Raw genomic sequence first — 24,957 nt, 5'->3', positions numbered from 1 at the left:
ACGCACATGGTCGAGAACGTCATCTGGCCCGCCTTCCTCGACGCGGACCTGTCCCGGAGCGAGGGGCGCCGGGTCTCCCGCGACCTCGCGGTCTCGGAGCCGACGGTCGACGAGATCGCGAAGGCCGTCCAGCAGGTCGGCTACGACGCGAAGATCGAGCGCGACAAACAGTACCCCCGGGAGTGGGAGCCTCGCGGACGCGTCCTCGTGAAAGACGCCGAGGACGCGACCAAGACGGACCTCCTGCAGGCGGTCGCGGCCTACCTGGAGGTCATCCGGTCGTGAAACGCGTCGGCGACGTGGTCCGGACCGCACAGGGCCTGGCCGTCCTCCGGGCCCCCGAGGCCGAGAAACCCGAGTTCGGCACCGAGGTCGTCGACGAGAACCTGACCGAAATCGGCCGCGTCGTCGACGTGTTCGGACCGGTCGCCCGCCCCTACGTCGCGGTCACGCCGAACGACGAGGTTCGCCTGCCGACGCTCATCGGTTCGACGCTGTACGCGCGCTGAGTGCGTGGTCCCCGGCCATGTCGGGCTTCGCAATCCTCAAACCGGAGCCACTGCAGGGGAACACATGGACAAGCAGACGCGGGCGTACGTCGCCGTCGCGGGGATCGTCGGGATGTTCCTGCTCGTGCAACTGGGCGCGCTCGCGCTGGTCGAGCCGTTCAAGCAGGCCGGCCTCCAGGCCGTCGAAGACCCGCAGGACCCAACCAACGCCGTGGTGTACGTCGCGGCCATCCTCGTCGCCACGGGCGTGATGCTGGTAGCCATCAAACTCGCTCAGGACCGGGCGATCCGCGCCCTGCTCGTCTTCACCGGCGTCTACCTCTCGTGGTTCGTCCTCCAGGTGGTCGTGCCCGCCGTGGTCGTCTGGGAGGGGTTCAACGTCCTCGCGGTCGTCATCGCCCTCCTGCTCGGCGTCGCCCTCTACGTCCATCCGGAGTGGTACGTCATCGACACCACCGGCATCGTGATGGGTGCCGGCGGTGCCGGCCTGTTCGGCATCAGTTTCGGCCTGCTGCCGGCGATCTTGCTTCTGACCATCCTCGCCATCTACGACGCCATCAGCGTCTACGGCACCGAGCACATGCTCACGCTCGCCTCCGGGATGATGGACCTCAAAGTGCCCATCGTCTTCGTCGTCCCGCTGTCGCTGTCCTACTCCTACCTCGATGCGGACATGCCCGACCCGACGGGCGAAGTCGAAGATGGCGCCGACGCGGCCGCCGCGAACGGCGGCACGGAAGGCGGCGCTTCTGCGGACCCGGCCGAGAGCGAGGAGTCCGAAGAGGGAATGGAACTCGAGCGCGACGCGCTCTTCATCGGTCTCGGCGACGCGGTGATTCCAACGGTACTGGTCGCCAGTGCGGCCTTTTTCGCGCCGTCTGGGATTCCCGCGGTCTCGCTGCCGGGTCTGTTCGTGCCGTTACCGGCGCTGACGGCGATGGTCGGGACGATGCTCGGACTGCTCGTGCTCCTGCGGATGGTCCTGAAAGGGCGCGCCCACGCCGGACTCCCGCTGTTGAACGGCGGCACCATCGCCGGATACCTGGTCGGCGCGCTCGCGAGCGGCATCCCGATTCTGCAGGCGCTCGGGGTCGCGCAGTACCTCTAGCGGCCGGTCAGCGCCTGGCTCGCGGCGGCGAAGTCGATCTCTTCGCCGAGGCCCTGCTCTTTCGCGCGTTCGTAGAGCATCGCGGCCGCGGCGACGGTCTCGATTGCCGTGCCGCCGCTGTCGAACAGCGTGATGTCGTCGGGTGACTCGCGGCCGGATTCGACGCCGGCGACGACCTCGCCGAGTTCGGCGTGGACGTGGTCCGCGCCGATGGCACCCTCCTCGCGGGCCTGGATGAAGGCGCCGGCGTCGGTCTCGGTGCGACCGCGCAGGTCCGGGACGTACTTCGCCTTCGAGACGGTTTCGGCGTCGACCTCGCGTTTGTCGCGGTCGTACTGGCCCATCGCGGTGACGTGGGTGCCGTCTTCGAGCAGGTCGCCGTCGAAGACGGGTTCGGTGGCGTTCGTCGCCGTGATGACGACGTCCGCGCCCTCGATGGCGGCGGCGCTGGAGGCGACCGCGCCGACGGTCGCGTCGAGTTCCTCGTTCATCTCGCCGGCGAAGGCGTTGCGGCTCTCCTTCGTCGGGGAGAACACGTCGACGCGGTCGAGGTCGCGGACGGTCGCCGTCGCCCGGAGCTGGCCGCGGGCCTGTGCGCCGCTCCCGATGAGAGCGAGCGTGTTCGCGTCGTCGCGGGCGAGCGCGTCGACGCCGACCGCGCCGGCCGCGCCGGTCTTGAACGGGTTCATGCTCGCGCCGTCGAGCAACGCCACCGGACGACCGCTCTCGCTGTCGTACAGCGGGAGGTGGAAGTAGGCGTCCTGCGCGCCGAAGCCGGCGCCGTACATGTACCCGCCCATGTACCCGCGCTCGGGCAGGATCGCCACGTAGCTCGTGAAGAAGCCGGGCGGATCGGCGTTGAGGAGTTTCGTCCGCGGTTCTGCCGGGGCCCCCTCACCGCGTTCGCGGTACCCGTCGCGGACGGCGTCGACGAACTCACCCGGCGTGGCGAGGTCGGCGAGTTCGTCGCTCTGGAGAAACAGTACGTCGGCGCTGGCGTCGTCACCCATGTGCCACCCTTCGGTGGTCGGCGTCTTAGAAGCACTGGGAAGAAGCCGGACGTCGAGAGGGCTCAGTCGGCGGAGAAGCCGGACTCCGACGGGTTCGACGATGTCGCCGTGCTGTCGTCGGTCGTGTGTGTCGACGGCGAGACGGGGGCGTTGACGAACATCGCGTGGCCGACGAGCCCTGCGGCCACGAGCGAGCCGACCGAGACGGCGGTCGTCAACTGGAACCCGGCCACGAGAAGCGCGCCAGCGATAGCGATGAGCGAAACCGGAATGAGCCCGAGCACGTAGTCATAATACCCCGTCATGCGTGTACACTGATTTCGGTCACGTTCGGACATAAGTGTTTCTCATAGCCACCTGATAATGACTACTGTAGGCATCGAATATTTACTGTGAGGTTTCGTAATACTACACTCATAACTTATAGGAGTGTTATGAGACGGGGTCGCCCGTCTCTGACCGTCTCGTCGGCGGTTTCCGGCCGTCCCTGAGCGCATCGGTATCGGTGACAGTAGCCGCGTGGCTTCAGTTATAGCAGTCACCAGAAGTCTTTGCTCACTGTGTGGTTCAAAAGGGGGACTCGGCCCGAAGGCCGTCCTGCTGGCGCTCGTGGCCCGTGAGAGTTTCTGCTGACTACTATAGCTCCGGAGATGCTACCAGTATCAAATTCGAAAAGGTCGACTGATTCACACGTAATCCAATGGCAGCGTGGTTATGTTGAATGATAATTACAGGCAAGTTCTTATACCACTGTGTGGCCCAGTGTGAATAGAGAGGAACGGCGGCGCGGACGCCGCCGAAACGTCACATGAGCACGAACACTTCGGACCGCGGCGAGACCAAGGCCGGTGAACAGGAGCGACGGTTCGCGGAACTCGTCATCGGCGACGACGAGTTCGTGATCTACGACCGTGAGAACCACCAGGCGTGGGTTCAGTCGAGCGTCGCCGTCCCGCTCGCCGACCGCTGCTGAGACGACCGGCCCGACCCCGGTCGCCGGACGGCGTGTCGGTCCCCGCCGCCGGAGCATCGCCGTCCCTTTTCGAGAGTATCGACGCGTTGAAGCCCCAGAGTCCTCAAGACCGGCTGTGAACAGTAACGACCGGTCCATCGTCGGGCTCGTGATGATGGCCCACGCGATGGTCCACACCTACGAGCTCTCGATCCCGGTGCTGGTGCCGATCTGGTTGGCCGAGTTCGAGGTCATCGACCTGTTTTTCGTGCAGTTGCCGGTCAACGCCGCGACGGTCGGCGGCCTCGTCGCCATCGGCTACGGGCTGTTCGGCATCGGCGCGCTCCCGAGCGGCGTCCTCGTCGACCGTGTTGACTCCCGACCGCTGATCACCGCCTGTCTCGTCGGCATGGGCGTCTCGTTCGTCCTGCTCGCGCTCTCGCCGACCGCGCTCGTCGTTGGCCTCGCGCTCGCCGTCTGGGGCGTCGCCGCCTCCGTCTACCACCCCTCCGGCCTCTCGCTCATCAGCCGCGGGGTCGAGGAACGGGGCAGCGCCTTCGCCTACCACGGGATGGCCGGCAACGCCGGCATCGCCGTCGGCCCGCTCGTGACCATCCTCCTGCTCGTCGCCCTGGACTGGCGGCTCGTCGCCGGCCTCCTCGCCGTCCCCGCCGCCGTCGCCGCCGCCTTCGCCGTCCGTATCGACATCGACGAACGCGCCGCCGTCGCCACGGACGGCGGACGCGACGCGACCGACGACGCCGACGGTGAAAGCGACGGCGACGACCGCTCGGAGACCTCCGTCGACTCGCTCGCCGACTTCCTCACCACCTCGAAGACGCTGTTCGCGAGCGCGTTCGCCGTCGTCTTCGCCGTCACGTTCTTCTCCGGTCTCTACTACCGCGGCGTCCTCACTTTCCTCCCCGAACTCCTCCGGGACGTGGAGGCGCTGGCCCCCGTGGTCTTCGGCGGGCGGACGTTCGAGCCCGGAGACTACCTCTACGTCGCGCTGCTGATGGTCGGCGTCGGCGGCCAGTACGTCGGCGGCAAACTCACCGACCGCGGCCGCCCCGAGTTCGGCCTCGCGGCCGGGTACGGCGCCCTCGGCGTCATCGCGCTCCTGTTCGTCCCCGCCACGGAGTTCGGGCTGGCCGCACTGCTCCCTATCGCCGCCCTGCTCGGCTTCTTTTTGTTTTTCGTCCAGCCGTTCTACCAGGCCTCGGTCGCGGAGTACTCGCCGCCCGAAGCGCGGGGGCTCTCCTACGGCTTCACGTATCTCGGCGTCTTCGGCGTCGGCGCGCTCGGCGCCCTCCTCGCCGGGACGATGCTGACTTACTTCTCGCCCGGGGAGTTGTTCGTCGTCCTCGGCGCGCTCGGGTTCGGCGGCGCGGCGCTCGGCGGCTACCTCGTCATTCGTGATCCAGCCGTCCCCGGGTCGTGACGAAGACGGCCAGTGCTCGCCAGCCGAGCAGGAAGGTCCCGCCGACGACCAGCGAGACGATGGCGAACGTCACCGCGAAATTCCCGTGGAAGAGGGCCGTCGAGCGCAACGCCTGCGCGACGACGACCCCGCCGGTCCAGGCGGCGACCGTCGAGAGGACGCCCTGCCGGATGTCGGTCCGGGCCGTGCGGCTGTAGACACCCGTCGGGAGTGCGAACACGAGCCAGCCGACGAGGAAGGGGACGTAGGTGTCCGCGACGATGGCCGGGTTCGCCAGCGGGTCGATGCTGTGACTGATCTCGCCGACGACCACGAACGTCGCGATGGCGACGAGGTCCCCCACGAACAGACCGGCCGTGGTGAGTGAGGGGTCGAGGCGGGTCCGAACGCGCTCGGCGACGGTGCTCATACCCGGCCGTTGGGACGCCCCCGACTTGGCTTGCCCGCTCTCGACCGGGTGGGGCCAGCTCCCGTACCAGTGTCGCCACCGGACCGGCAGAGTGAAGCGCCTCTCGGTGCACAGTCGGAGCATGGAGTACGTCGTCCTCGGCTGGCCGCCGGACGGCCCCACACTCCGGCTTCACTACGAGCGGTTCAGCTACGCGGGCAAGTTCGTCATGACGAACACGGGGAAAGCGGCCGTTCTCACCGACGACGCGGAAAGCGAGGGGACGGGGGACGACCAGGGGGTGGCCGTCGAAACCGACGAGGAGGGGTTCGCCACCAACGTCCTCGGCGCGGTCTCGTTCAACGAGGACCGAACCGACGAGGGGGCCCTGTGGCTCCGGTACGTCACCGTCAGGGAGGACCGCCGCGGCGAGGGATTCGGCGCCCGACTCTGCCGGTTCGTGACCGACCGAGCGCGCGAGCGCGGCTACGAGAACGTCCGCATCGCCGTCAACAACCCCTTCGCCTACGAAGCGCTGTACAAGGCCGGCTTCGGCTTCACCGGCGACCGGACCGGACTCGCCGAACTCGTCCTCTCCGTCGACGCCCCCCGCGACACCGAGCGCTACCAGGCGGGACTCGACGCCTACCGCGAACGCGACCTCGAACCCAACGAGGGCGTGGCGGCCTTCCTCGCCGAACGCGAGGGTTCGTCGCCGCCGGAGGTCGTCGATGACCCCGCCGCCTCACTCCTCTGAATCGCCATCCCGGAGCCGCCACGCGCCGACGCCCAGCCCCGCCAGCGCCCCGACGACGCCGAATCCGGGTCCGGAGCCGGACGACGTGTCCGTGGGGGTGCCGGCGTCGTCGGAGCCGTCACCGCCGCTACCGTCGCCACCAGCCTCGCCGTTGCCCTCGTCACCGTTGGCCGCAGTCGTCCCCGCACTGTCGTTGGCGTCCGTCGTCTCGGTCCGCATCCCGGGCGAGCCGGGGTCGTCCGTCTCCGGCCTGTCCGTTGCTGTCCCCGACTCCGGCGTTCGCGTCGTCGGCGGCGACCGGGTCGGCGTGGCCGTCGCGGTCGGCGTGGGTGCCTCGTCGGTGTGTTCGAGCGCGACGACGCGGCCGTCGGCGACGGCGACGTAGATGCGGCCGTTCGCGACCGCTGGCGGTGCGACGAGCGAGCCGTCCACGGTGTAGCGGAACCGTTCGCTACCGTCGGCCAGCACGAGGCCGACCAGCGTTCCGTCGGCCCGACCGAGAAGCACCGTCCCGTCGACGACCACCGGGTCGGTGTAGGGGCCACCGCCGAGTTCTCGTCGCCACTGTTCGATGCCGGCACCGGTCGAGAGCGCCGCGACGGTGCCCCGTTCGGACACCACGACGGCGCGCGACTGGCCGGTCGCGGGCGAGGCGGTCACCGCGGCACCGGCGTCGTATTGCCAGCGCTCGTCGCCCGACCGGGTGACCGAGACGAGCGAGCCCGCACGAGTCCCGACGTAGACCGCGCCCTCGAAGGCCGCCGGAGCGGCGCCGATCTCGCCGTCGGTCTCGAAGCGGAACTCCCGGCCACCGCCACCGGCCTCCTGTGCGTAGAGGACGCCGTCGGTGCTCCCGAAGTAGACGATCCCGCCGGCGACCGCCGGCGCCGCGAGGATTTCGCCGGAGGTGACGCGCCGCCAGACCTGGCTGCCGCCGCTCGACGAGAGGGAGTAGCCGATGGCGTTCGTCCCGCCCGCGACGACGCGCGCGCCGTCGACTGTGACCGGGGCCCGAACCGGATCGTTGACGTTCCGGCGCCAGTCCCGGCTCCCGTCCGCGGTCGAGAGCGCGTAGACGTAGCTGTCGTCCGCTCCGAGGAACACGCGGTCGTTCGCGACCGCCGGCGAGGAGTGGACTGCCCCGCCGACCTCGACCGACCACTCCGGGTCGCCCTCCAGGTCCGTCGAGAGGGCGGCGACGGTCCCCGCCGTGTCCGCGACGTAGACGGTGTCGTCGACGACGGCCGGTGCCGTCCGTATCTCGCCGTCGAGGGTCGTCTCCCCGGCCGGCGCGACCGGGGGCTCCGGGAGCGTCACGTCCGCGAACCCGGTGTTCGCCGCGTCGGCACAGAACTGCCGCCACTGTTCGGTCCCGGACTGGCCGGCGACACGCCCAGCGGCCCCGGCGGCGGCGAGCGAACCCAGCGAGGCCAGCACCGTCCGGCGGGAGAAATATGTCATGCACGTGCCATTCGGTGGGAGCGAGATAAGCCCACCGGCCGGTCAGTCGTCGGCGTCCCGGACCGCCCGCCAGGCGACGAGGCCGAGCGCCGCCGCGGCCGCAAGCGGGCCGAAGCCGGGACCGAACAGCCGCGTCGCCGTCTCCGTCGGCGTCACGGTCCCGGTCGGCACGTCGGTCGCCGTCGGCGGTTCGGTCATCGTCGCTGTCGGCGTCTCCGTCGTGGTCGGGGTCGCCGTCGTCGTGGTCGTTGTGGGCGTCTCGGTGGTCGTCGGCGTGGGTGTTTCTGTCGTCGTCGGCGTCGCGGTCGCCGTCGGCGTCGGCGTGGTGACGGTCCCGAGCCCGGTCACGCGCCCGTTCGACTGGACGTAGAACAGGCGGTCGCTCGCCAGCGCGAGCCCCTCGACTGGCGTGCCCTCGATGGAGAACCGCCAGCGCTCGTCGCCGTCCTCGCGGTCGAGCGCGACCACACGCCCGCGGTCGGTCGCGACGAGGACGGTGTCCCCGACGAGGATCGGATCGGTCACCGGCACGCCAGGGACCGAGGTGAGCCACTGCCGGGACCCGGCCACGGTCGACTGTGCGCGGACGTCCCCTTCCTCCGTGCCGATGTAGAGGCCGTCGTCGTCGACGGCCGGCGACCCCGTAATCGCCTCGCTCGTTCGCTCCAGCCACCGCTCGTCGCCGTTGCTGATCGAGAAGGCGTGGACGTCGCCGATCTCGTTCACGACGATGAGGCTCCCCTCGGAGACCGTCGGCGCGCCGGTGGCCCGGGCGCGTGTGCTCGATTCCCACAGGACCTCGCCGTCGTCGGCCGCCAGCGCCGTGACCCCGTCGTCGCGGTCCACGACGAACACCCGTTCGCTCTCGGCGTCGTAGGCCGGGGCGTGGTCGATTCGGGCGTCGACGTCGGTCGTCCATGCTGGGGTCCCACTGTCGGCGTCGAGCGCCGTCACGCCGCCGTCGATGGTCCCGACGAAGACCGTGTCGCCGGTGACCGTCAGGTCGGCGTAGACCGGCCCGTCGACGTCTCGGCTCCACTCCTGGCCGCCGAGGTCCGGGTCGCGAGCCGTGACGGTCGAGCGGTTCGTTCCGGCGTAGACGAAGTCCGTGCCGATTGCGGGCGCCCCGCGGACGGTTCCGACGGTTCGCGTCCAGGCGATTTCGCCGGTCTCCGCGTCGACGGCCGTCAGGCCTTCGTCGTGACCGTAGTAGACCCGGTCCCCGTCGGCGACGGGGGCGGAGAACCCCTCTTCGCCCTCGCGGGCGCGCCAGAGCCGGCCCCGCGGTGCGGCGGGGAGGCTCCCGCGCCCGACGGTACCGGTCTTGGCGGCGTCGAAGCCGATCTGGGGCCACGTGGAGGGGGTCTGCCGGGCGGCCGTGGCGGAGCCGGTGGTTCTCGATGTCTCGCTCGCGGCGACGCCGACACCGCCGGCGGCGCCGACGACACCGAGGGCGCGAAGCAGGGACCGTCGAGACGGCGAGCTGTCGTCCGACATACCTGACACATTCTTCCCCGGATATATAATCGCTCGCCAATCGGAACGGGGGATTCAAGCGCCGGCCGCCCGAACGCGCGGATGATGGGAAACGCTGATCTGCGCGATCTCGCGGTCATCGAACCCCGGCCGTACGACGAGCTCGGCGGGGCCGTCGTGGCCATCGACGCGCACAACTGGCTCTACCGGTATCTGACGACGACGGTCCGGTTCACCCGCGACTCGGCCTACACCACCGCCGACGGCACGGAGGTCGCGAACCTGATCGGCGTCGTCCAGGGGCTCCCGAAGTTTCTCGACCACGAGGTAACGCCCGTCTTCGTCTTCGACGGCGGCGTCACCGACCTCAAGGACGACGAGGTCGAGCGCCGGCGCGAGGAACGCGAGAAACGCGAGGAGAAACTCGAAGCCGCCCGCGAGCGCGGCGACAGCGCCGAGATCGCTCGCCTCGACTCACAGACCCAGCGGCTGACCGACACCATCGTCGACACCACCCGCGAACTGCTCGGCCTGCTCGACGTGCCCGTGGTCGAGGCCCCAGCCGAGGGCGAGGCACAGGCCGCACACATGGCCCGCACGGGGTCGGTCGACTACGCCGGCACCGAGGACTACGACGCCCTGCTGTTCGGCTCGCCGCTGACCCTCCGACAGCTCACCTCCTCGGGCGACCCCGAGTGCATGGACCTCGACGCGACGCTGGCCGAACACGACCTCACCTGGGAGCAACTCATCGACGTCGGCATCCTCTGTGGGACGGACTTCAACGAGGGCGTCAAAGGCATCGGCCCGAAGACGGCCGTGAAAGCCGTCCGCGAACACGGCGACATCTGGGGCGTCTTCGAGGCCCGCGGGGTCCACATCGAGAACGTCGACCGCGTTCGAGACCTCTTCCGTGACCCGCCGGTGACCGACGACTACGAGTTCGAGACCGGAATCGAGCCGGACGTGGACGCCGCTCGCGAGTTCGTGGTCGACGAGTGGGGCGTCGCGCCAGCGGAGGTCGAACGCGGCTTCGAGCGGATCGCGGACGCCTGCGTCCAGACCGGGCTGGACCGCTGGACGTGAACGAGCAGCCCCAATCGGCGCGCCACGCTCCCGCCCGCGATCAGTGCAGGCGGTCGACGGTCTCGCGAATCTCCTCGATCTGTTGACGCTGCTGTTCGTTCGCGGCCGCGACGTCCTCGATTTCGTCGGCGATCTCGGAGATGTCGTCGGTGGCCTCGTCGATCATGCTCGCGACTTCCTCGGCGGAGGCGGCCTGGTCGTCGGTCGCGTCCGCCACCTCCTGGATGCCGTCGGCCACCGTCCGGACCTGTTCGACGATGTCGACGAGGGTCTCCATCGCGTCCTCGACGCGCTCCATCCCGTCTTCCACCTGTCGAGTGGTGCGCTCCAGACTCGCGACGGTCTCGTCGGTGTCGTTCTGGATGTTGTCGATCATCGACTCGATCTGTCCGGCGTACTCCTGGGACTCCTCGGCGAGGTCCTTGACCTCGTCGGCGACGACGGCGAACCCTTCGCCGGCCTGCCCCGCCCGTGCGGCCTCGATGGAGGCGTTCAACGCGAGGATGTTCGTCTGGTCGGCGATGTCGTTGATCACCTCGGCGATCTCGTCGATCTCGCCGACCCGCGTCTGTAACGCGTCGACGTCGTCCCTGACCGCCCCCGCCGACGCCGAGACGTCTTCCATGACCGTGATGGCGTCCTCTGCGGCCGTTCGCCCCTCGGCCGCCATCTCGACGGTGTCCGTGGTCATCGTGTCGACCTCGTCGGCCGTCGAGGCGACCTCTTCGACCGTCGCCGAGAGGTTCGACACCTCCGCGGAGATCGTGTTCATGTTCTCGACCTGCGTCCCGGTCAGCTCGGAGATTTCCTGGGAACTGCGCGTCACCGATCCGGACATCGACAGGAGGTCGTCGACGGACTCGGTGACCGACGAGGAGACGGCCTCCTGTCGGTCGAGTTCGTCTTCGAGGTCCTTGCTGTACGCGTCGATGTAGGTGTCCATCGCCACCTGCTGGTCGAGGTTGAGGAGTTTCAGCGTCGAGAGCGTCCGCTCGACGATGGCGTCCGACACCGCTTCGACCGTCTCTCTCGTCTCCGCGCTCGCGTCGTCGGGAACCAGTTCCGTCGTCGTCGCCTCGGCGATGGCCTCGATCACGCCCTGGTAGTAGATGCTGTATGCCCCGAGGTAGATCTTCGGCCCGAGGTCCAGCATGTCGTGAATCTTGCCGATCCTGGCCCGCCGCCGGAAGTACGACTCGTCGTACGACCCCCGGCCGAGAGCCGTGAGGTACTGTCGCTGGTCCGCTTTCAGCATCTCGATGCCCTTCGAGGACGACTGGAGGATCGCGACGCTCTCGTCGAACGACTGAAGGTGCTCGTAGAAGTCGTCGACGAGATCGCCCGCCACGTCCTCGAACACGTCCGAGAGTTCGGCGAGACGCCGAGCGTCCGCGTCGTCGAAGCCCGTGAACGCCTTCCGCCACTGGATCTCGGTCTCGTCGATGCCGATGTCCTCGGCGAGTTGCAGTCCGTCGACGTCGGTCCTGTTCTCGTTCGTGATTTTCAGCTCTGCATCCTGCCCGATTTCAGTCTGGCCCTCTGCGCCCATTACGGTCCTCAAGAATCAGTAGTGATATGCACCTGATGCCTCACTAGTTGGATATCGGGCGCGCAGCAGCGCTGGCACTCGGGGGAACACGGGCGACCGACCGGACGCGGAACCGGGCTGGCCGGGGACGCCGTCCGGTGCCTGGCGGCGATTCGGGTGCGCCGCCCTCCGTCACCTTTTCACGGCCCCCGACCGGAGCGAGAGGTATGGAAGCCCTCCACTCACGGATCAGGCTCCGCTGGGCGCTGACACGGCTCGCCGTGGCGCTGGTCGTCGGCGCGGTGATTGCGGTCGTCCTCGTCCGCTTCGGGCGGTCGCCGCTCGGCGGGGCCGCCGTCGGTGGCGGCCTGCTCGCTATCGGACTCGTCCATACACTCCTCCTCTATCGGAGCTGGCGGTTCGCCGTCGAGTCCGACGCGCTCGAACTCAAGCGTGGGGTCCTGACGAGAGTCGAGACGGCCGTTCCATTCGTCCGCATCCAGCACGTCGACACGCAGCGTGGCCCCCTCGACCGCCTGCTCGGCCTGTCGAGCGTCGTCGTCTACACCGCCGGGTCACGCGGTGCCGACGTGACGATTCCGGGCCTGTCCCCCGACCGGGCAGAGAAACTCCGGAACCGACTGCGCGACCTGGCAATCGAGAGCGAGCCGGAGGACGCGGTATGAAACTCCACCCGCTGAGCGCCGTCCTGCGTGGCCTCCAGCGGGGCGTGCTCGCCGCGTCGTTCGTCTTTTTCATTTTCGGCATCGGGAGCGGCGCGCTATCGAACGTGGTCGACCTCCCCATCGACCTGGTGTTCGTGCTCTTTCCGCTCGCCTTCCTCGCCGGCCTCGGCCACCAGATCGCCTACTACTACCGCTTCGAGTACGAACTGACGCCGGACACCTTCGATATCGCCTCGGGCGTGTTCGGCCGCCAGGAGCGGGAGATTCCCTACCGGCGCGTCCAGAACGTCGACATCACCGAGAGCATCTTCCACCGGTTCGTCGGCGTCGCCGTCGTGAGCATCGAGACCGCCGGCGGCTCCGAGACCGAGGGGCAACTGAACTTCGTCGGCGCCGACGAGGCGCGCCGCATCCAGCGGGAGATTCGCGAGCGCCGCGCTGCCGCACGCGGGGAAACCCGGAGCGGTGACACCGCGGCCGACGCGGACGCGGCGGCCACGGCCGAAGCGGGTGATGACGTCCCCGGGGCCGCCACCACGGGAACGACACCCGGCGACGGTGCAACCGGCGTCGGAGAACCCGACGAACTCGGCCGAGCGGACGAGACCGACGATTTCGGGACGCCGTCGCTCATCTTCGCGCTGTCGTCGACGGAACTCGTCCTCCTCTCGCTGGCCTCGTTCCGGGCGGCGTCGATCCTCGTGTTCGTCGTCGGCCTCCCGGTCGCACAGGACGCGCTGCTCAGCCTCGTTTCGGGGGTCGTCGGCGTCCCGGTCGACCCGGGAACCATCGGGGAAACGCCCGACCTCGCCTTCCTGACGGCGCTGATCGGACTGGTGTTCGTGGCCCTCGGGACGTGGCTCGTCAGCGCCGGCCTCACCTTCGTCGAGTATTACAATTTCACGCTCGGGCGACTGGGCGAGGACCTGGTCTACGAACGGGGCCTGCTCCAGCGGTACAGCGGTTCGATCCCGACCGACAAGGTCCAGACGCTCACTATCGAGGAGAACGTCCTGATGCGGTGGCTGGGCTACGCGGGGCTGACCGTCGAGACCGCGGGGTACAGTCCCGGGCAGTCCAATTCGGGCGGCGCGCAGTCGGCGATTCCGCTGGCGGCTCGTGACCGCACCATGTCGCTCGCCCGCGATCTCGAACCGTTCGGCGAGTTGGAATTTACGCGGCCGCCGAAACGAGCGCGCCGACGGTACGCCGTCCGGTACGCGCTGGCCGTCGCCGCCCTGACCGGCGCGCTGTGGATCGTCGCGCAGTTCGTCGCCGGCTTCACGCTCTGGTACGTCCCGGCCGGCCTGCTCGTCGCGGTGCCGGTGGCGGCTCACTACAAGTGGAAACACCGCGGCTACCACGTCGGCGAGGAGCAGTTCGTCGTCAGAAACGGCTTCTGGCGGCGACAGACACGTGTGGTGCCGTACTACCGACTCCAGACGGTCATCCGGTCGCGGTCGCTCTTCCAGCGCCGTCTCGGCCTCGCACATCTGACCGCCGACACCGCCACCTCGTCGCTTCTGGGGCGGCAGGACGCGACGGCCTACGACATCGACGCGGACGAGGCGGCACGCATCTACGATACCGGGCGCGACCGGTTGCAGGCGAGCATCCGCGAGCGGGGCAGTACGGCGGGCTAAATCCAATCGTTTTAGGACCGTTCCGTTCGCACCTCCGGACGAGCATGACTGACGACGATTATCGCACGGAGCGGGACAGCCTCGGCGAGATGCAGGTGCCCGCGGACGCCTACTGGGGCGCACAGACACAGCGCGCGCTGGCGAACTTCCCCATCTCGGGAATCTCCTTCGGCCGCCGGTTCGTCCGCGCGCTCGGGGTCGTGAAGAAGGGCGCCGCACAGGCCAACCTCGACCTCGGACTGGTCGAGGCGGAGAAAGCCGAGCCGATCATCGAGGCCGCCGACGAGGTCATCGCCGGCGAGCACGACGACCAGTTCCCGGTCGACGTGTTCCAGACCGGCAGCGGCACCTCCTCGAACATGAACGCGAACGAGGTCATCGCCAACCGCGCCACCGAGATCTACGGCGGCGAGATCGGCTCCCGGGAGATCCACCCCAACGACCACGTCAACTACGGGCAGTCAAGCAACGACGTGATTCCGACCGCGATGCACGTCGCCGCCCTCGAAGCCGTCGAGAAGGACCTGCTTCCGGCCCTGGAGACGCTCGCCGACGCACTCGGTGAGAAAGAAAGCGAGTACGAGGACGTGGTCAAGACCGGCCGCACGCACCTCCAGGACGCGACGCCAGTCACGCTCGGCCAGGAGTTCGGCGGCTACCGCACCCAGGTCGAGAAGGGCATCGAACGCGCCGAGAGCACCGAGGAGCGCCTGAGCGAACTCGCCCTCGGCGGGACGGCGACGGGCACGGGCCTGAACACCCACCCCGAGTTCCCCGGGAAGGCCGCCGAGTACATCAGCGAGGAGACGGGCATCGAGTTCCGCGAGGCCGACAACCACTTCGAGGCCCAGGCCGCCCACGACGCGATGAACGAGGCCCACGGCGCGCTGCGGACGGTCGCGGGCTCGCTGAACAAGATCGCCAACGACCTCCGGCTGCTGGCTTCCGGGCCCCGGAACGGCCTCGGCGAGATCGATCAGCCGGAGAACCAGCCCGGGTCCTCCATCATGCCCGGGAAGATCAACCCCGTCGTCGCCGAGGCTGTCAACCAGGTCCACAAGCAGGTCGTGGGCAACGATGCGGCCGTGGCCGCCGGCGCCGCCGAGGGACAGATCGACCTGAACCTCTACAAGCCGGTCCTCGCCCACAACTTCCTGCAGAGCGCCGATCTCCTCTCGAACGCCAGCGAGGTGTTCGCCGAGAAGTTCGTCGCGAAACTGGAGGCCGACCGCGAACACTGCGAGGAACGCGTCAAACAGTCGATGGCGCTCGCGACCGCGCTCAACCCCGCCATCGGCTACGACAAGGCCAGCGAGGTCGCCAAGGAAGCGATGAAGTCCGGGAAGACCATCCGCGAGGTCGTCCTGGAGAAGGGCTACCTGAGCGAGGAGGAGGCCGACGAGGTGCTCGACCCGGCGAAGATGACGGAGCGGGTGATTCTGGGCGACGACTGACCGGTGAGGACCGCGACAGCGTGTCCGAACCGCGGTCGTCGGTCAGCGGGCGACGACCGACGGGCGATTCGACCGCAGGGAGAATCGCCGGACGAGCGAGCGGGGAGGAACGACCCGCGAGCAGGGAGTCGTGAGCGAAGCGAGCGACTCCGAATGGACAACGGGCGACATCGCCGCCCGTGAGTCAGGTGAGGACCGCGGGAGAACCACTCACTCCGATTCGGCCGCCCTGTCGGCCCGTTCGAGCCAGTCCGGCGGCGCGGTCGAGACGTTCCCGCGGCGTTCGTAGGCGAAGCGGTAGGCGACGACCTCGCGGACGTCGCCGTGGTCGACGACGTAGGAGACGGAGAGCCGGCGGACGAACCCCGAGGGTTCGACGTAGGCGACCGCCGAGTAGTTCGACCAGTGGTCGTTGAACCGGCCGGGCCGCTCGTTGCGGACGCGGTAGATGGTGGAGCCGTTCTCCGTGAGGGGGACGACCGAGGCGGTTCCGACCGAGAGGTACTGTTCCATCGCGAAGGTGGCGGCGAAGGCGAACCGGTCGCGGTCCGAGCGGAGCGGGCCGCCGGCGAACGATTCGCTCGTCCCGTTGATCGTCCGCTGGTGCCACTGGTCGCCGTCCGCGTAGGTAGCCCGAATGAACTCCCGGGACCCGCTCGGTGTGGCCCGGACTCGCGAGAGGCGGTGGCTGTAGACGGTGGCACTCTCCACGCGCATCTGCTCGCTGCGGGTCACGAGGATGTCGGGGCGGTCCGGCCGGATGGACCGGGACTGCTCCCACTCCGTCATGACGTACGACTGGTTGCCGAGGGCATCCCGGTGGTTTCGGACCAGCACGGAGATGCTCCCGATTCCCTCTTCCGTGAGTCCCGGCGGGGGCGAGCCGTCCCGGTCGGGGTCCGAAACCGGAACGGGCGTGACGGTGTCGTCGAACCGGCCGTCGTCCGCACCGGACCCGGTGAGCGTGCTACACCCCGCCAGCAGGAGACAGCAGCCCAGGAGGACGACGAGCCCGGAACGCATGGGGGCACCAACGGCTGCCGGGGGCAAAAACGTCCGGACCGTCGTGCCTCACGAGCGGGCGCTCGCGCCGGCTCGCCGGCGAGCGTGGAGGGCAGGCAGCGCGTGGAGCGCGACGCCGACGAACAGCAATGCCACCGCGACGACGAGCAAAAGTGGCTGGTCGCGGTGGTACCCGTACCCGAGCAACACGGCGAGGTAGAACAGGTGGACCGTCACCGGAATCGCGGAGACGAGGATCGACACGGGTCGCGGGTCGATCTCGGCCCCGGCGACGACGACGAGCGCGGCACCGACCATGACCGCGAACCCGAGCGCCCGGGCGATCACTCCGTGGACGGCGACGACTCGAAGCCAGAGTTCGAGGAGGACGAGCAGTGAGGCAACGGCGGCGGTGAGGGTGACGCCCGCCCGGAGCGGCAGGCTGGCGATGCGGTCGTGGGCGATGAGGTACGCGCCCGAAAAGAGGAGGCCGATGAGGTACCAGCCGACGAAGTTGTTGATGGGGACCCCGAACCACGCGCCGCTGTTGGCCCACGTCCAGAAGGGGATGCGGATGGCGACGGCGTCGATGGCGAGGTCGACGTGGAGGAGATAGAGCGCAGTGAACGCGGGGATCGCGCTCGTATCGAGGTCGAGCGCGCGGGCGGTTTCGAGCGCCGAGTAGACGATGGCTGCCCACGCGAACGCGATGGTGAGCGGCACGTCCAGCAGCGTCATCGGGAACCCATCGAGGGCGTAGGTGTACCGCTCGAAGACGACGATGGCGCCCTGTTCGAGGAGAAAGCCGTAGCCGACGGCTGCCCCGATGAGCCACAGCCGTTCCCGGTCCGGGGCGGCGTGATATCCCACCACGACGAGCCCGGCGACCGAGAGGACGGCGGCGACGAGGTACGGCAGCTGCGCCATGCGAGTCCCTGACGGGAGCAGGCTCTTGAGCGTTCGGTTCGGACAGACAGCTCGTGAAAGGAAGCGGTGCGGGGGCTGGCGATGGCCGACACGGGAGACGGAGTCGAGCGTCGACGGCGGCCGGGCGCGGGCCGGAAAGGAGTGTGTTTTTTGCGTTCGGGCTTCGGAGTCCACGGTAATGACCGACGCCGCCGACTACGATTACGAGGAGCTGGGGCTGGTAGCCGGGCTGGAGATACACCAGCAGCTCGACACGGAGACGAAACTGTTCTGTGGGTGTCCGACGCAACTCCGCGAGCCCGAGGAGTCGACGCGGTCGTTCACGCGGTACCTCCACCCCACCAAATCCGAGCTCGGGGAAATCGACGAGGCCGCCCTGGAGGAGAGTCGCGTCGACCGCGAGTTCGAGTACCTCGCCTACGACACGACCTGTCTCGTCGAGGAGGACGACGAGCCGCCACACCGCGTCGACGACGAGGCGATGGCGACCGCTCTGGAGATCGCACAGCTCCTGGATATGAACGTCGCCGACCAGGTTCACGTCATGCGGAAGATCGTCGTCGACGGCTCCAACACGACGGGTTTCCAGCGGTCGATGCTGGTCGCGAACGACGGCGGCATCGAGACTTCGGAGGGGCCGGTCGGCATCGAGGACATGCTACTGGAAGAGGAGTCCTGCCAGCGCGTCGCGGAGACCGACGACGGGGTCCGATACTCGCTGGACCGGCTCGGCATCCCGCTCGTGGAGATCGGCACGAAACCGGATATCCGCTCGCCGGAGCAGGCAAAGGAGGCCGCGGAACGCATCGGTATGCTCCTGCGGTCGACGGGGAAGGTCAAACGCGGGCTCGGGACGATCCGCCAGGACGTGAACGTCTCCATCGCGGAGGGGGCCCGCATCGAGATGAAGGGCGTCCAGAGCCTGGCCGATATCGACGACCTCGTGCGCAACGAGGTGCGCCGGCAGGTCGAACTGCTCGACATCGCTGAGGAGTTGAACGACCGCGACGCAGCGGTGGGCGAGCCGACGGACGTGACCGAAGTCTTCGCGGACACCGACTCGGGCGTCATCGGCGGCGCGCTCTCCTCGGGCGGCAAGGTGATGGGCGTCCCGCTGTCCGGCTTCGACGGGCTGGTCGGACGCGAGATTCAGCCCGACCGCCGGCTCGGGACGGAGTTCTCCGACCACGCCAAGCGCCACGGCGCGGGCGGTATCTTCCACACCGACGAACTGCCGGCCTACGGCGTGACGGACGAGGAAGTGGCGGCCCTCTACGATGCCGTCGACGCCGACGACGGGGACGCCGTCGCCATCGTCGCCGACGACCCCGAGACGGCCGAGCTCGCCATCGACGCGGTCGCGGAGCGGGCGGAGACGGCGATGGAGGGTATCCCCGAGGAGACCCGCGACGCCAACGAGGACACGACCTCGCGGTACCTGCGGCCGCTGCCCGGGGCGGCCCGGATGTACCCCGAGACGGACGTGCCGCCAGTCGAACCCGACCCCGCGGAGGTCGAGACGCCGGAACTGCTCACTGAAAAGGAACGGCGCTACCAGGAGGAGCACGGCCTGGGCGAAGGGCTGGCGAACCAGGTGGCTTCCGGCCGGCGCTGGCACCTCTTCGAGGAGGCCGTCGAGACCGGCGTCGACCCGAACCTCGCGGCCCGGACCGTCGAGTCGGAGGTGACGAGCCTCCGCCGCGAGGAGGTGCCCGTCGAGAACCTCACCGACGACCACTTCCGTGGGGTCTTCGAGCTCGTCGTCGCCGACGAACTGGCGAAGGAGGGCGTTCCGGAACTGCTCGAAGCCCTCGCCGAGAGCCCCGAGTTGACCGCCGAGGAAGCCGCGGAGCGGGAGGACCTCGGCAGTGCCGGCGAGGACGAGGTCCGCGAGGCCGTCGTCGAGGTCGTCGAGCGCAACGCGGACCAGGTCGAGGCGGAGGGAATGCAGGCCTTCTCGGGGCTGATGGGCGAGTGCATGGGCGCGCTCCGCGGCCAGGCCGACGGCGACCTGGTCAGCGAAGTCCTCCGCGAGGAGATTCAGAAACGGGCCTGAGCAGGGGGTCGGATTCCGCCGGGAATCGACTACGCTTCTGTCGATCCGCCGCCCTCCGCGACGACGACGGCACCGCGCATCCCCTGTGAGCGGTGTGGCGAACAGACGTAGAGGACGGTCCCCGGCTCCTCGAAGGTTCGTTCGTAGGTGTATTCGTCGCTGTTCCGGAGTTCGCTCTCGAAGGCACCCTGCTGTTCGACGACGTTGTGGAGGCCGCCGTCCCCGGTCCAGTCCCAGACGATTGTCGTCCCGGGCGAGACGCGGACGGCGGGTGGGTCGAACGCGAGGTTCCCGTTGTTGCCGGACGCGCCGACGGCGACCGACACCTCGTCCTGGCCGGTTCGGTCGACGGTCCCGTCGAAGTTGTCCGTGTTCCGGAACCAGTCGCCGTAGCGGTCGGATTCCGTGGCGGCACCGTTCCCGGACCCGCCGAGACAACCGGCAAGCGCGAGCGCGCCGGCTCCGCCGAGCGACCGCAGGAGGGTACGTCTGTCCATGTCCGCTCGTCCGGACCCGCAAAACGTGTGTCTTCCGATACGAGGCGGCAGTCAGGCGCCGTCGCCGCCGTCGGCACCGCCCTCGTCGTCATGTTCCACACGGTCGATGCGCTGGCCGGCCCGCCGGAAGAGTCCCCGGAGCGTCCTGGCCTCCCGGCCGGTCGGGTGGGCGCGGCCGACGAACCGTCGCCAGAGGCGCTGGGCCTTCCCGCGTTTCTCCTCGGGGTGGCCGATGGCGTCGAGGAAGTCGGCGAACTGGTCGTGGAGGCCCTCGACGGCGGCCTCGTCGGCGCGGTCGTGGCGGCCGTCGGGGTGCTGGGGCTCCGCGACGGTCAGGTCGCGGAGTTCGTAGAGGACGATGGTCGCGGCCTGTCCGAGATTGAGCACGGGATAGTCAGCAGCCGCGGGGATGGAACAGACCTCGTCGAGGCGAGCGAGTTCGTCGTTCGTGAGGCCGACCCGTTCGCGGCCGAAGACGACGGCGGTGTCGGCCTCGACGCCCCTGAGGCTGTCGGCGAGTTCCGCCGGCGTCCGGAAGGGATAGCGGACGTGTTTGGTCGCGTCCTCGTTCGTGATGGCCGTACAGCCGACGGTGTGGTAGTTCTCGACGACGTGGTCGAAGGTCACCTCGCGGGCCTCGGGAAGTACGTCCTCGCGGGCCTGGCCGGCGAAGCCGTAGGCCTCGCCGTCGGGGTCCAGTTCGGGCGGGTCGACGAGCAACAGGTCCGTGAGCCCGAAGTTCTTCATCGAGCGGGCGATGGTGCCGACGTTGCCCGGTTCGCTCGCGTCGACGACGACGACGGTGACGCTCATCAGAGGTCCAGGTCGTCGAAGTCGACACCGAGCGCGTCCAGTTCCTCGTCGTCGAGTTTCTCGATTTCCTCCTCCAGCGTCGGGAGTTCCTCGGCGGCGTCGGGCACGTCCGGCAGATCCTCGGGGTCGGTGTTGACGTGGTCGACGCCGCCGTAGTCCTCGGGAGCGCGGCCGCCCTCGGCGAACCAGTCGTGGAAGGCGTCCTGGAGTTCGGTGTCGCCGGCGTACTCCTTGCCGCCTTCCTCCCGGAACCAGTAGAGGAAGTCGGCCTCGTGGTCGGGACAGAGCAGGACCTCGCCGATGGGTTCGCCGTAGATGACGCGGGCGACGTTGCACTGCTGGATGTCCTCGTCGCCGTGGATCAGGTAGCAGGCGTCACAGGGTTCGCCCATGCTCGAGGCCAGGCGGACGATCCGCTCGCGGGTGTCCGGCTCCATGAACTCCAGCGGGCGGAGTTCGCCCTCCTCGTCGAAGACTTCCTCCTCGTCGAACCGCCAGCCGCGGAGACCGATGTTGACCTTGCCCATAGCTGACCGTTGCCCGCTCGCAGACATAAGCGACGCGGACTAGCGTCCCGGACTCTATCGGTTGGTATTTCAATTTCGAGAACGTAGACGACGTGACTGGTCGTTCCTATCAAGAATGAGTCGGCAATTCAGTGTCCTGTACGTCGGTTCTGACAGTGACGTCCCGACCCACCTCCAAGATGGTATCGGTTCTGATACCGTGCGTGTCGTGGAGGCGCGGGCCACAGCGGAGGCGCTCTCCCAGTTGTCTGAGGCGTCGTTCGACTGCGTCGTCAGCGACGCCGACCCGCCCGAGGGAGACGGCTTCGCGCTCCATCAGTCCGTTCGGGAGCGCGTGCCGCGGCTCCCGTTCGTCTTCCTCGTCGGCGACGGCGACGCGGATCGGGTCCCGGACCTGCTCGACGACGACGCGACCGAGTACGTGCTCGTCGACGCCGAGCCAGCTCCCTACGCGACGGTCGCCAGTCGTGTCCGGAACGTGGTCGGGCACGGCCGTACGGGCGGTGGGGGGTCGGACGAACTGTCGGCCGCGCTCCTGGCGGAGACGACAGGCGCTATCTGTGTCGTCGCGGAGTCGCTGCGCATCGAGTACGCGAACCCGTCGGCCGAGCGGCTCCTGGGGTGTGGGACGTCGGCGCTGGTCGGCGAGGACGTGACGGCCTTTGTTCACCCTGACGACGCCGACAGCGCCGAGAGCCTGTTCGACGCCGTCCTCGCGAACCCGGAGCGGACGGTCACCGGCGAGTTCCGCGTCCTGGCGACGGACGACGAGCCACGGTGGGTCGAGTGTCGGTGTCGTAACCAGCTGTCGAATCCGTCCATCGGCGGCGTCGTCCTGACGCTGACGGACGTGACGGATCGGAAACGCAAAGCCCGAGACCTCCGTCGCTTCCGACAGGCCGTCGAACAGGCGGGCCACGCGGTCTACATCACCGACACCGACGGGACGATAGAGTACGTCAACCCGGCCTTCGAGGAGGCGACGGGCTACTCCCGGACGGACGCGGTCGGCTCGAATCCCCGGATCCTCAAGTCCGGCGAACACCGGCCCGAGTTCTACGCCTCGCTGTGGAACAAGATCCTCGCCGGCAACGTCTGGAAGGGCGAGGTCATAAACGAACGCGCTGACGGCCAGCGGTACGTCGCCGAACAGACCGTCGCTCCCATCGAGGACGGAACCGGCGAGATCGACCGGTTCGTCGCTATCAATACCGACATTACCCAGCGGAAAGCCTACGAACGCCAACTGGAGCGCTACGAGACCATCGTCGAGAACCTCCCGATCGGTGTCTTCCGGACGACCCCCGACGACGGCGGTGAGTTCGTGGAGGTCAACTCCGGACTCGTGTCCATCTACGACGCCTACTCGAAGTCGGAGCTGTTGCGCCGGGACGTCCGGGAGTTCTACGTCGACGGTGACGACCGCGAGGAGTTCAGCCGGCGGCTCAGGGAAAACGGCCGCGTCACCGACTTCGAGGTCGAACACGAGACGCTCTCGGGCGAGCGGATCGACGTCTCGCTGACGGCGATCCTGACAGAGGACGACGGGGACGTCTACTTCGACGGCGTTCTCAAGGACGTCACGGACCGCCGCCAGCGCGAGCAAGAACTCGAACGCAAGAACGAACAGCTCGAACAGTTCGCCAGTATCGTCACCCACGACCTGCGCAACCCCCTCAACGCCGCTCAGTCCAGACTCGAACTCGCCCGTGACGGTGACTGCGACCACCTCGCGGTCGTCGACGAACAGCTCGTTCGGATGGAGGAACTCATCGAGGACGTGCTCGCGATCGCCCGACACGGACAGGAGGTCGAGGAGACGGAGCCCGTCGACATCGGCCGGCTGGCCGAGAGCTGTTGGGCGACCGTCGAGACCGGCAACGCCGAGGTGATCGTCGACACCGACCAGACGCTCTCCGTCGACACGGGTCGACTCCGGCAACTGTTCGAGAACCTCTTTCGGAACGCTGTCGAGCATGGCTCGACAGGCAGCCAGAACGCGGAGCGTTCTGGCGACGCGATCGAACACGGGGGCAACGACGTGACCGTCCGGATCGGGACGCTGACGGACGGCTTCTACGTCGAGGACGACGGCCCCGGCATCCCCGCCGAGGATCGCGACCAGGTGTTCGACCACGGGTTTACCACCGACGAGGACGGGACCGGATTCGGGCTCAACATCGTCGCGGAGATAGTCACAGCGCACGGCTGGGAGATCAGCGTCACGGAGGGGACGGAAGGCGGTGCTCGATTCGAGATAACGGGGACCGACGCCACCCGCGAATAGACTGCCCAGAAGCACGGCGTTTTAGCCGCTGGCTCCCTTGGCCTGGGTATGCGCAACGTGGACGCGGCCGGCCTCGGGATCGGCGACGACTACCCGCCCCGCATCATGGGCGTGTTGAACGTCTCCAGCGAGTCGCCGTACAAGCCCAGCGTCTACGACGACGCCGGCGAGGCCGCAGCCTACGTCGACGAGGAACTGATCGACCAGGGCGCCGACATCGTCGACGTCGGTCTGGAGTCGGCGAACAAGAAGTTCGAGGTCCTCTCCGCGGAGGGGGAACTCGAACGGCTCGATACGGCCATCGAGACCATCGAGAGCGTCTCCGGTGACGCCGTCTTCTCCATCGAGACGCGCTACCACGAGGTGGCCGAGGAAGCCCTCAAACGCGGCTTCGACATGGTCAACGACATCTGCGGGTTCGCCGACCCGGAGATGCCACGCGTCTGTGCGGACTACGACGTAGCGGTCGGGAAGATGGCGTCACCGCCCGATCTCGAACGGCCGGGCGCGGTCGAGGACCCGGACGACATCTACGACGCGCTCGAACGGAACGGCTTCACGGACAAGACGATCCTCGATCCGGCCTTCGGCGGCTGGAGCGAGGACAAGACCCTCGAGGACGACCGCGAGACCTTCCGCCGACTCCGGGAGTTCCGGGGATACGGCTACCCGATTCTGGTCTCGATCAACCGGAAGAACTTCCTCCGAGAGATCGCCGGCCGCGACACCGAGGGGGCGCTGCCGGTCAGCCTCGCCGCCACGTCGATGGCCGTCGAACGAGGTGCCCACGTCGTCAGGACTCACGACGTGGCCGAGACGCGGGACGCCGCCCTCATCGGCGACGCCTTCGCCCGGGAGCGCGTCCGGGACGGCGCCGTCGGCGTCGAGGAACTCGACGTGACGACCGCCGGCGAGGCCTCGCGACACCTGGACCGCATCGGTGCCGACACGGCATACGCCGAGGACGCGGCGCTTCGCGTGTTCGAGCTGTCCGGTCTCGACGCCACGGCGACCGAGGCGCTGGCCGACGCCGCCGGCGTCTACGGTGCCACGGTCGCCCGTGGCGATTCGGGCCTCCTCCTGGTCGGGACAATCGGGACCCTGAACCGGCTCGCCGCCGGCTTCGAGGGGCCGGAATCCGTCGAAGCCGCACTCGATACAGTCGGCGAACGGACCCGAACGGAAGATTCCGAGTAAACAACGAGGAAAACAGACGGAGGGCGGCGGGGTGTTCGATTTCCGAAATATGTCCGACACGAAGAGAAAACTTATGCCAGATGCGCCTGAATGGACGTGTGAAGGCCGAAAGGGCACCCGGGTAGGGGTACCAGGTTGTGCCATTTCGGCTC

The 24,957-nt window shown here is 68.5% G+C and carries 24 protein-coding genes; 13 read left to right on the top strand and 11 right to left on the bottom strand.

Annotated elements, in window-relative coordinates; translation table 11 throughout:
* Nucleotides 1-6 precede the first annotated feature (6 nt).
* From srp19 to MUG96_RS09000, 3 genes are all read left to right on the top strand, one after another.
* Complete coding sequence (srp19, locus tag MUG96_RS09010; protein WP_246988527.1) at nucleotides 7-285, top strand: signal recognition particle subunit SRP19; 279 nt, start codon at nucleotides 7-9, stop codon at nucleotides 283-285.
* Nucleotides 282-509: an H/ACA ribonucleoprotein complex subunit GAR1 gene (locus MUG96_RS09005; protein ID WP_246988525.1), complete on the top strand. Its 228-nt coding sequence runs from the start codon at nucleotides 282-284 to the stop codon at nucleotides 507-509. Before srp19 ends, MUG96_RS09005 begins: the two co-directional genes overlap by 4 nt.
* A 64-nt stretch (nucleotides 510-573) precedes the next feature.
* Nucleotides 574-1,617: a presenilin family intramembrane aspartyl protease PSH gene (locus MUG96_RS09000; RefSeq protein WP_246988523.1), complete on the top strand. Its 1,044-nt coding sequence runs from the start codon at nucleotides 574-576 to the stop codon at nucleotides 1,615-1,617.
* On the opposite strand, the gene MUG96_RS08995 is transcribed toward MUG96_RS09000, so the two are convergent.
* A complete protein-coding gene (locus MUG96_RS08995; protein ID WP_246988521.1) occupies nucleotides 1,614-2,627 on the bottom strand; it encodes an ornithine cyclodeaminase family protein in 1,014 nt (337 codons plus the stop codon). The two genes, MUG96_RS09000 and MUG96_RS08995, sit on opposite strands and share 4 nt — an antisense overlap.
* A gap of 62 nt (nucleotides 2,628-2,689) precedes the next feature.
* The gene (locus MUG96_RS08990) at nucleotides 2,690-2,932 is read right to left on the bottom strand and encodes a DUF8015 family protein (protein ID WP_246988519.1); all 243 of its coding nucleotides are present in this window, start codon (nucleotides 2,930-2,932) and stop codon (nucleotides 2,690-2,692) included.
* Between the two features lie 503 nt (nucleotides 2,933-3,435).
* Here MUG96_RS08990 and MUG96_RS08985 point away from each other — a divergent pair.
* Together MUG96_RS08985 and MUG96_RS08980 are read left to right on the top strand one after the other, a co-directional pair.
* The gene (locus MUG96_RS08985; RefSeq protein ID WP_246988517.1) at nucleotides 3,436-3,600 is read left to right on the top strand and encodes a DUF7331 family protein; all 165 of its coding nucleotides are present in this window, start codon (nucleotides 3,436-3,438) and stop codon (nucleotides 3,598-3,600) included.
* Between the two features lie 115 nt (nucleotides 3,601-3,715).
* A complete protein-coding gene (locus MUG96_RS08980; RefSeq protein ID WP_246988515.1) occupies nucleotides 3,716-5,020 on the top strand; it encodes an MFS transporter in 1,305 nt (434 codons plus the stop codon).
* Here MUG96_RS08980 and MUG96_RS08975 read toward each other — a convergent pair.
* Nucleotides 4,989-5,429 carry a DUF3054 domain-containing protein gene (locus MUG96_RS08975; RefSeq protein WP_246988513.1) on the bottom strand — a complete coding sequence of 147 codons (441 nt, stop codon included), beginning with the start codon at nucleotides 5,427-5,429 and terminating at the stop codon, nucleotides 4,989-4,991. The genes MUG96_RS08980 and MUG96_RS08975 overlap by 32 nt on opposite strands.
* Nucleotides 5,430-5,550: 121 nt before the next feature.
* On the opposite strand from MUG96_RS08975, the gene MUG96_RS08970 reads away from it, so the two are divergent.
* A complete protein-coding gene (locus MUG96_RS08970) occupies nucleotides 5,551-6,165 on the top strand; it encodes a GNAT family N-acetyltransferase (protein WP_246988511.1) in 615 nt (204 codons plus the stop codon).
* Here MUG96_RS08970 and MUG96_RS08965 read toward each other — a convergent pair.
* Both MUG96_RS08965 and MUG96_RS08960 read right to left on the bottom strand, forming a co-directional pair.
* Nucleotides 6,154-7,626 (bottom strand): outer membrane protein assembly factor BamB family protein, encoded by a 1,473-nt coding sequence (locus tag MUG96_RS08965; protein WP_246988509.1) that lies wholly within the window; start codon nucleotides 7,624-7,626, stop codon nucleotides 6,154-6,156. The genes MUG96_RS08970 and MUG96_RS08965 overlap by 12 nt on opposite strands.
* 42 nt (nucleotides 7,627-7,668) lie before the next feature.
* Nucleotides 7,669-9,123 carry an outer membrane protein assembly factor BamB family protein gene (locus MUG96_RS08960; RefSeq protein WP_246988507.1) on the bottom strand — a complete coding sequence of 485 codons (1,455 nt, stop codon included), beginning with the start codon at nucleotides 9,121-9,123 and terminating at the stop codon, nucleotides 7,669-7,671.
* Between the two features lie 84 nt (nucleotides 9,124-9,207).
* Between MUG96_RS08960 and fen the strand changes: the two genes are divergently transcribed.
* Complete coding sequence (gene fen / locus MUG96_RS08955) at nucleotides 9,208-10,188, top strand: flap endonuclease-1 (protein WP_246988505.1); 981 nt, start codon at nucleotides 9,208-9,210, stop codon at nucleotides 10,186-10,188.
* Between the two features lie 40 nt (nucleotides 10,189-10,228).
* On the opposite strand, the gene MUG96_RS08950 is transcribed toward fen, so the two are convergent.
* A complete protein-coding gene (locus tag MUG96_RS08950) occupies nucleotides 10,229-11,737 on the bottom strand; it encodes a globin-coupled sensor protein (protein ID WP_246988503.1) in 1,509 nt (502 codons plus the stop codon).
* Between the two features lie 206 nt (nucleotides 11,738-11,943).
* On the opposite strand from MUG96_RS08950, the gene MUG96_RS08945 reads away from it, so the two are divergent.
* The 3 genes from MUG96_RS08945 to MUG96_RS08935 are packed head-to-tail and all read left to right on the top strand — an operon-like array spanning nucleotide 11,944 to nucleotide 15,499.
* Nucleotides 11,944-12,402 carry a PH domain-containing protein gene (locus MUG96_RS08945; RefSeq protein WP_246988501.1) on the top strand — a complete coding sequence of 153 codons (459 nt, stop codon included), beginning with the start codon at nucleotides 11,944-11,946 and terminating at the stop codon, nucleotides 12,400-12,402.
* Nucleotides 12,399-14,045 carry a PH domain-containing protein gene (locus MUG96_RS08940; RefSeq protein WP_246988499.1) on the top strand — a complete coding sequence of 549 codons (1,647 nt, stop codon included), beginning with the start codon at nucleotides 12,399-12,401 and terminating at the stop codon, nucleotides 14,043-14,045. The genes MUG96_RS08945 and MUG96_RS08940 overlap by 4 nt, the downstream gene beginning before the upstream one ends.
* A 44-nt stretch (nucleotides 14,046-14,089) precedes the next feature.
* Nucleotides 14,090-15,499, top strand: a complete 1,410-nt coding sequence (locus tag MUG96_RS08935; protein ID WP_246988497.1) for a class II fumarate hydratase — start codon at nucleotides 14,090-14,092, stop codon at nucleotides 15,497-15,499.
* A 210-nt stretch (nucleotides 15,500-15,709) separates the two neighbouring features.
* On the opposite strand, the gene MUG96_RS08930 is transcribed toward MUG96_RS08935, so the two are convergent.
* The gene (locus MUG96_RS08930; protein WP_246988495.1) at nucleotides 15,710-16,522 is read right to left on the bottom strand and encodes a hypothetical protein; all 813 of its coding nucleotides are present in this window, start codon (nucleotides 16,520-16,522) and stop codon (nucleotides 15,710-15,712) included.
* A gap of 48 nt (nucleotides 16,523-16,570) precedes the next feature.
* Complete coding sequence (locus tag MUG96_RS08925) at nucleotides 16,571-17,428, bottom strand: carotenoid biosynthesis protein (protein ID WP_246988493.1); 858 nt, start codon at nucleotides 17,426-17,428, stop codon at nucleotides 16,571-16,573.
* A 178-nt stretch (nucleotides 17,429-17,606) separates the two neighbouring features.
* On the opposite strand from MUG96_RS08925, the gene gatE reads away from it, so the two are divergent.
* On the top strand, nucleotides 17,607-19,484 hold the full coding sequence (gene gatE / locus MUG96_RS08920) for a Glu-tRNA(Gln) amidotransferase subunit GatE (protein ID WP_246988491.1): 1,878 nt from the start codon (nucleotides 17,607-17,609) through the stop codon (nucleotides 19,482-19,484).
* Between the two features lie 29 nt (nucleotides 19,485-19,513).
* On the opposite strand, the gene MUG96_RS08915 is transcribed toward gatE, so the two are convergent.
* From MUG96_RS08915 to MUG96_RS08905, 3 genes are read right to left on the bottom strand one after another with little or no spacing between them, the layout of a single operon-like run.
* Nucleotides 19,514-19,981 carry a halocyanin domain-containing protein gene (locus tag MUG96_RS08915; RefSeq protein ID WP_246988489.1) on the bottom strand — a complete coding sequence of 156 codons (468 nt, stop codon included), beginning with the start codon at nucleotides 19,979-19,981 and terminating at the stop codon, nucleotides 19,514-19,516.
* A 51-nt stretch (nucleotides 19,982-20,032) separates the two neighbouring features.
* Nucleotides 20,033-20,794, bottom strand: a complete 762-nt coding sequence (locus tag MUG96_RS08910; protein WP_246988486.1) for an RNA methyltransferase — start codon at nucleotides 20,792-20,794, stop codon at nucleotides 20,033-20,035.
* Nucleotides 20,794-21,321, bottom strand: coding sequence for a DUF8114 family protein (locus MUG96_RS08905; protein ID WP_246988484.1), 528 nt, complete (start codon nucleotides 21,319-21,321; stop codon nucleotides 20,794-20,796). Before MUG96_RS08905 ends, MUG96_RS08910 begins: the two co-directional genes overlap by 1 nt.
* A 115-nt stretch (nucleotides 21,322-21,436) precedes the next feature.
* Between MUG96_RS08905 and MUG96_RS08900 the strand changes: the two genes are divergently transcribed.
* Both MUG96_RS08900 and MUG96_RS08895 read left to right on the top strand, forming a co-directional pair.
* Complete coding sequence (locus MUG96_RS08900) at nucleotides 21,437-23,608, top strand: PAS domain S-box protein (protein ID WP_246988482.1); 2,172 nt, start codon at nucleotides 21,437-21,439, stop codon at nucleotides 23,606-23,608.
* Between the two features lie 48 nt (nucleotides 23,609-23,656).
* The gene (locus MUG96_RS08895) at nucleotides 23,657-24,805 is read left to right on the top strand and encodes a dihydropteroate synthase (RefSeq protein WP_246988480.1); all 1,149 of its coding nucleotides are present in this window, start codon (nucleotides 23,657-23,659) and stop codon (nucleotides 24,803-24,805) included.
* The last annotated feature ends 152 nt before the right edge of the window (nucleotides 24,806-24,957 follow it).

The organism is Halorientalis marina (assembly GCF_023028345.1).
Taxonomy (GTDB): Archaea; Halobacteriota; Halobacteria; order Halobacteriales; family Haloarculaceae; genus Halorientalis; species Halorientalis marina.
The sequence above is the reverse complement of the archived record's forward strand: the minus strand, read 5'-3'. Positions and strand labels throughout refer to the sequence as shown.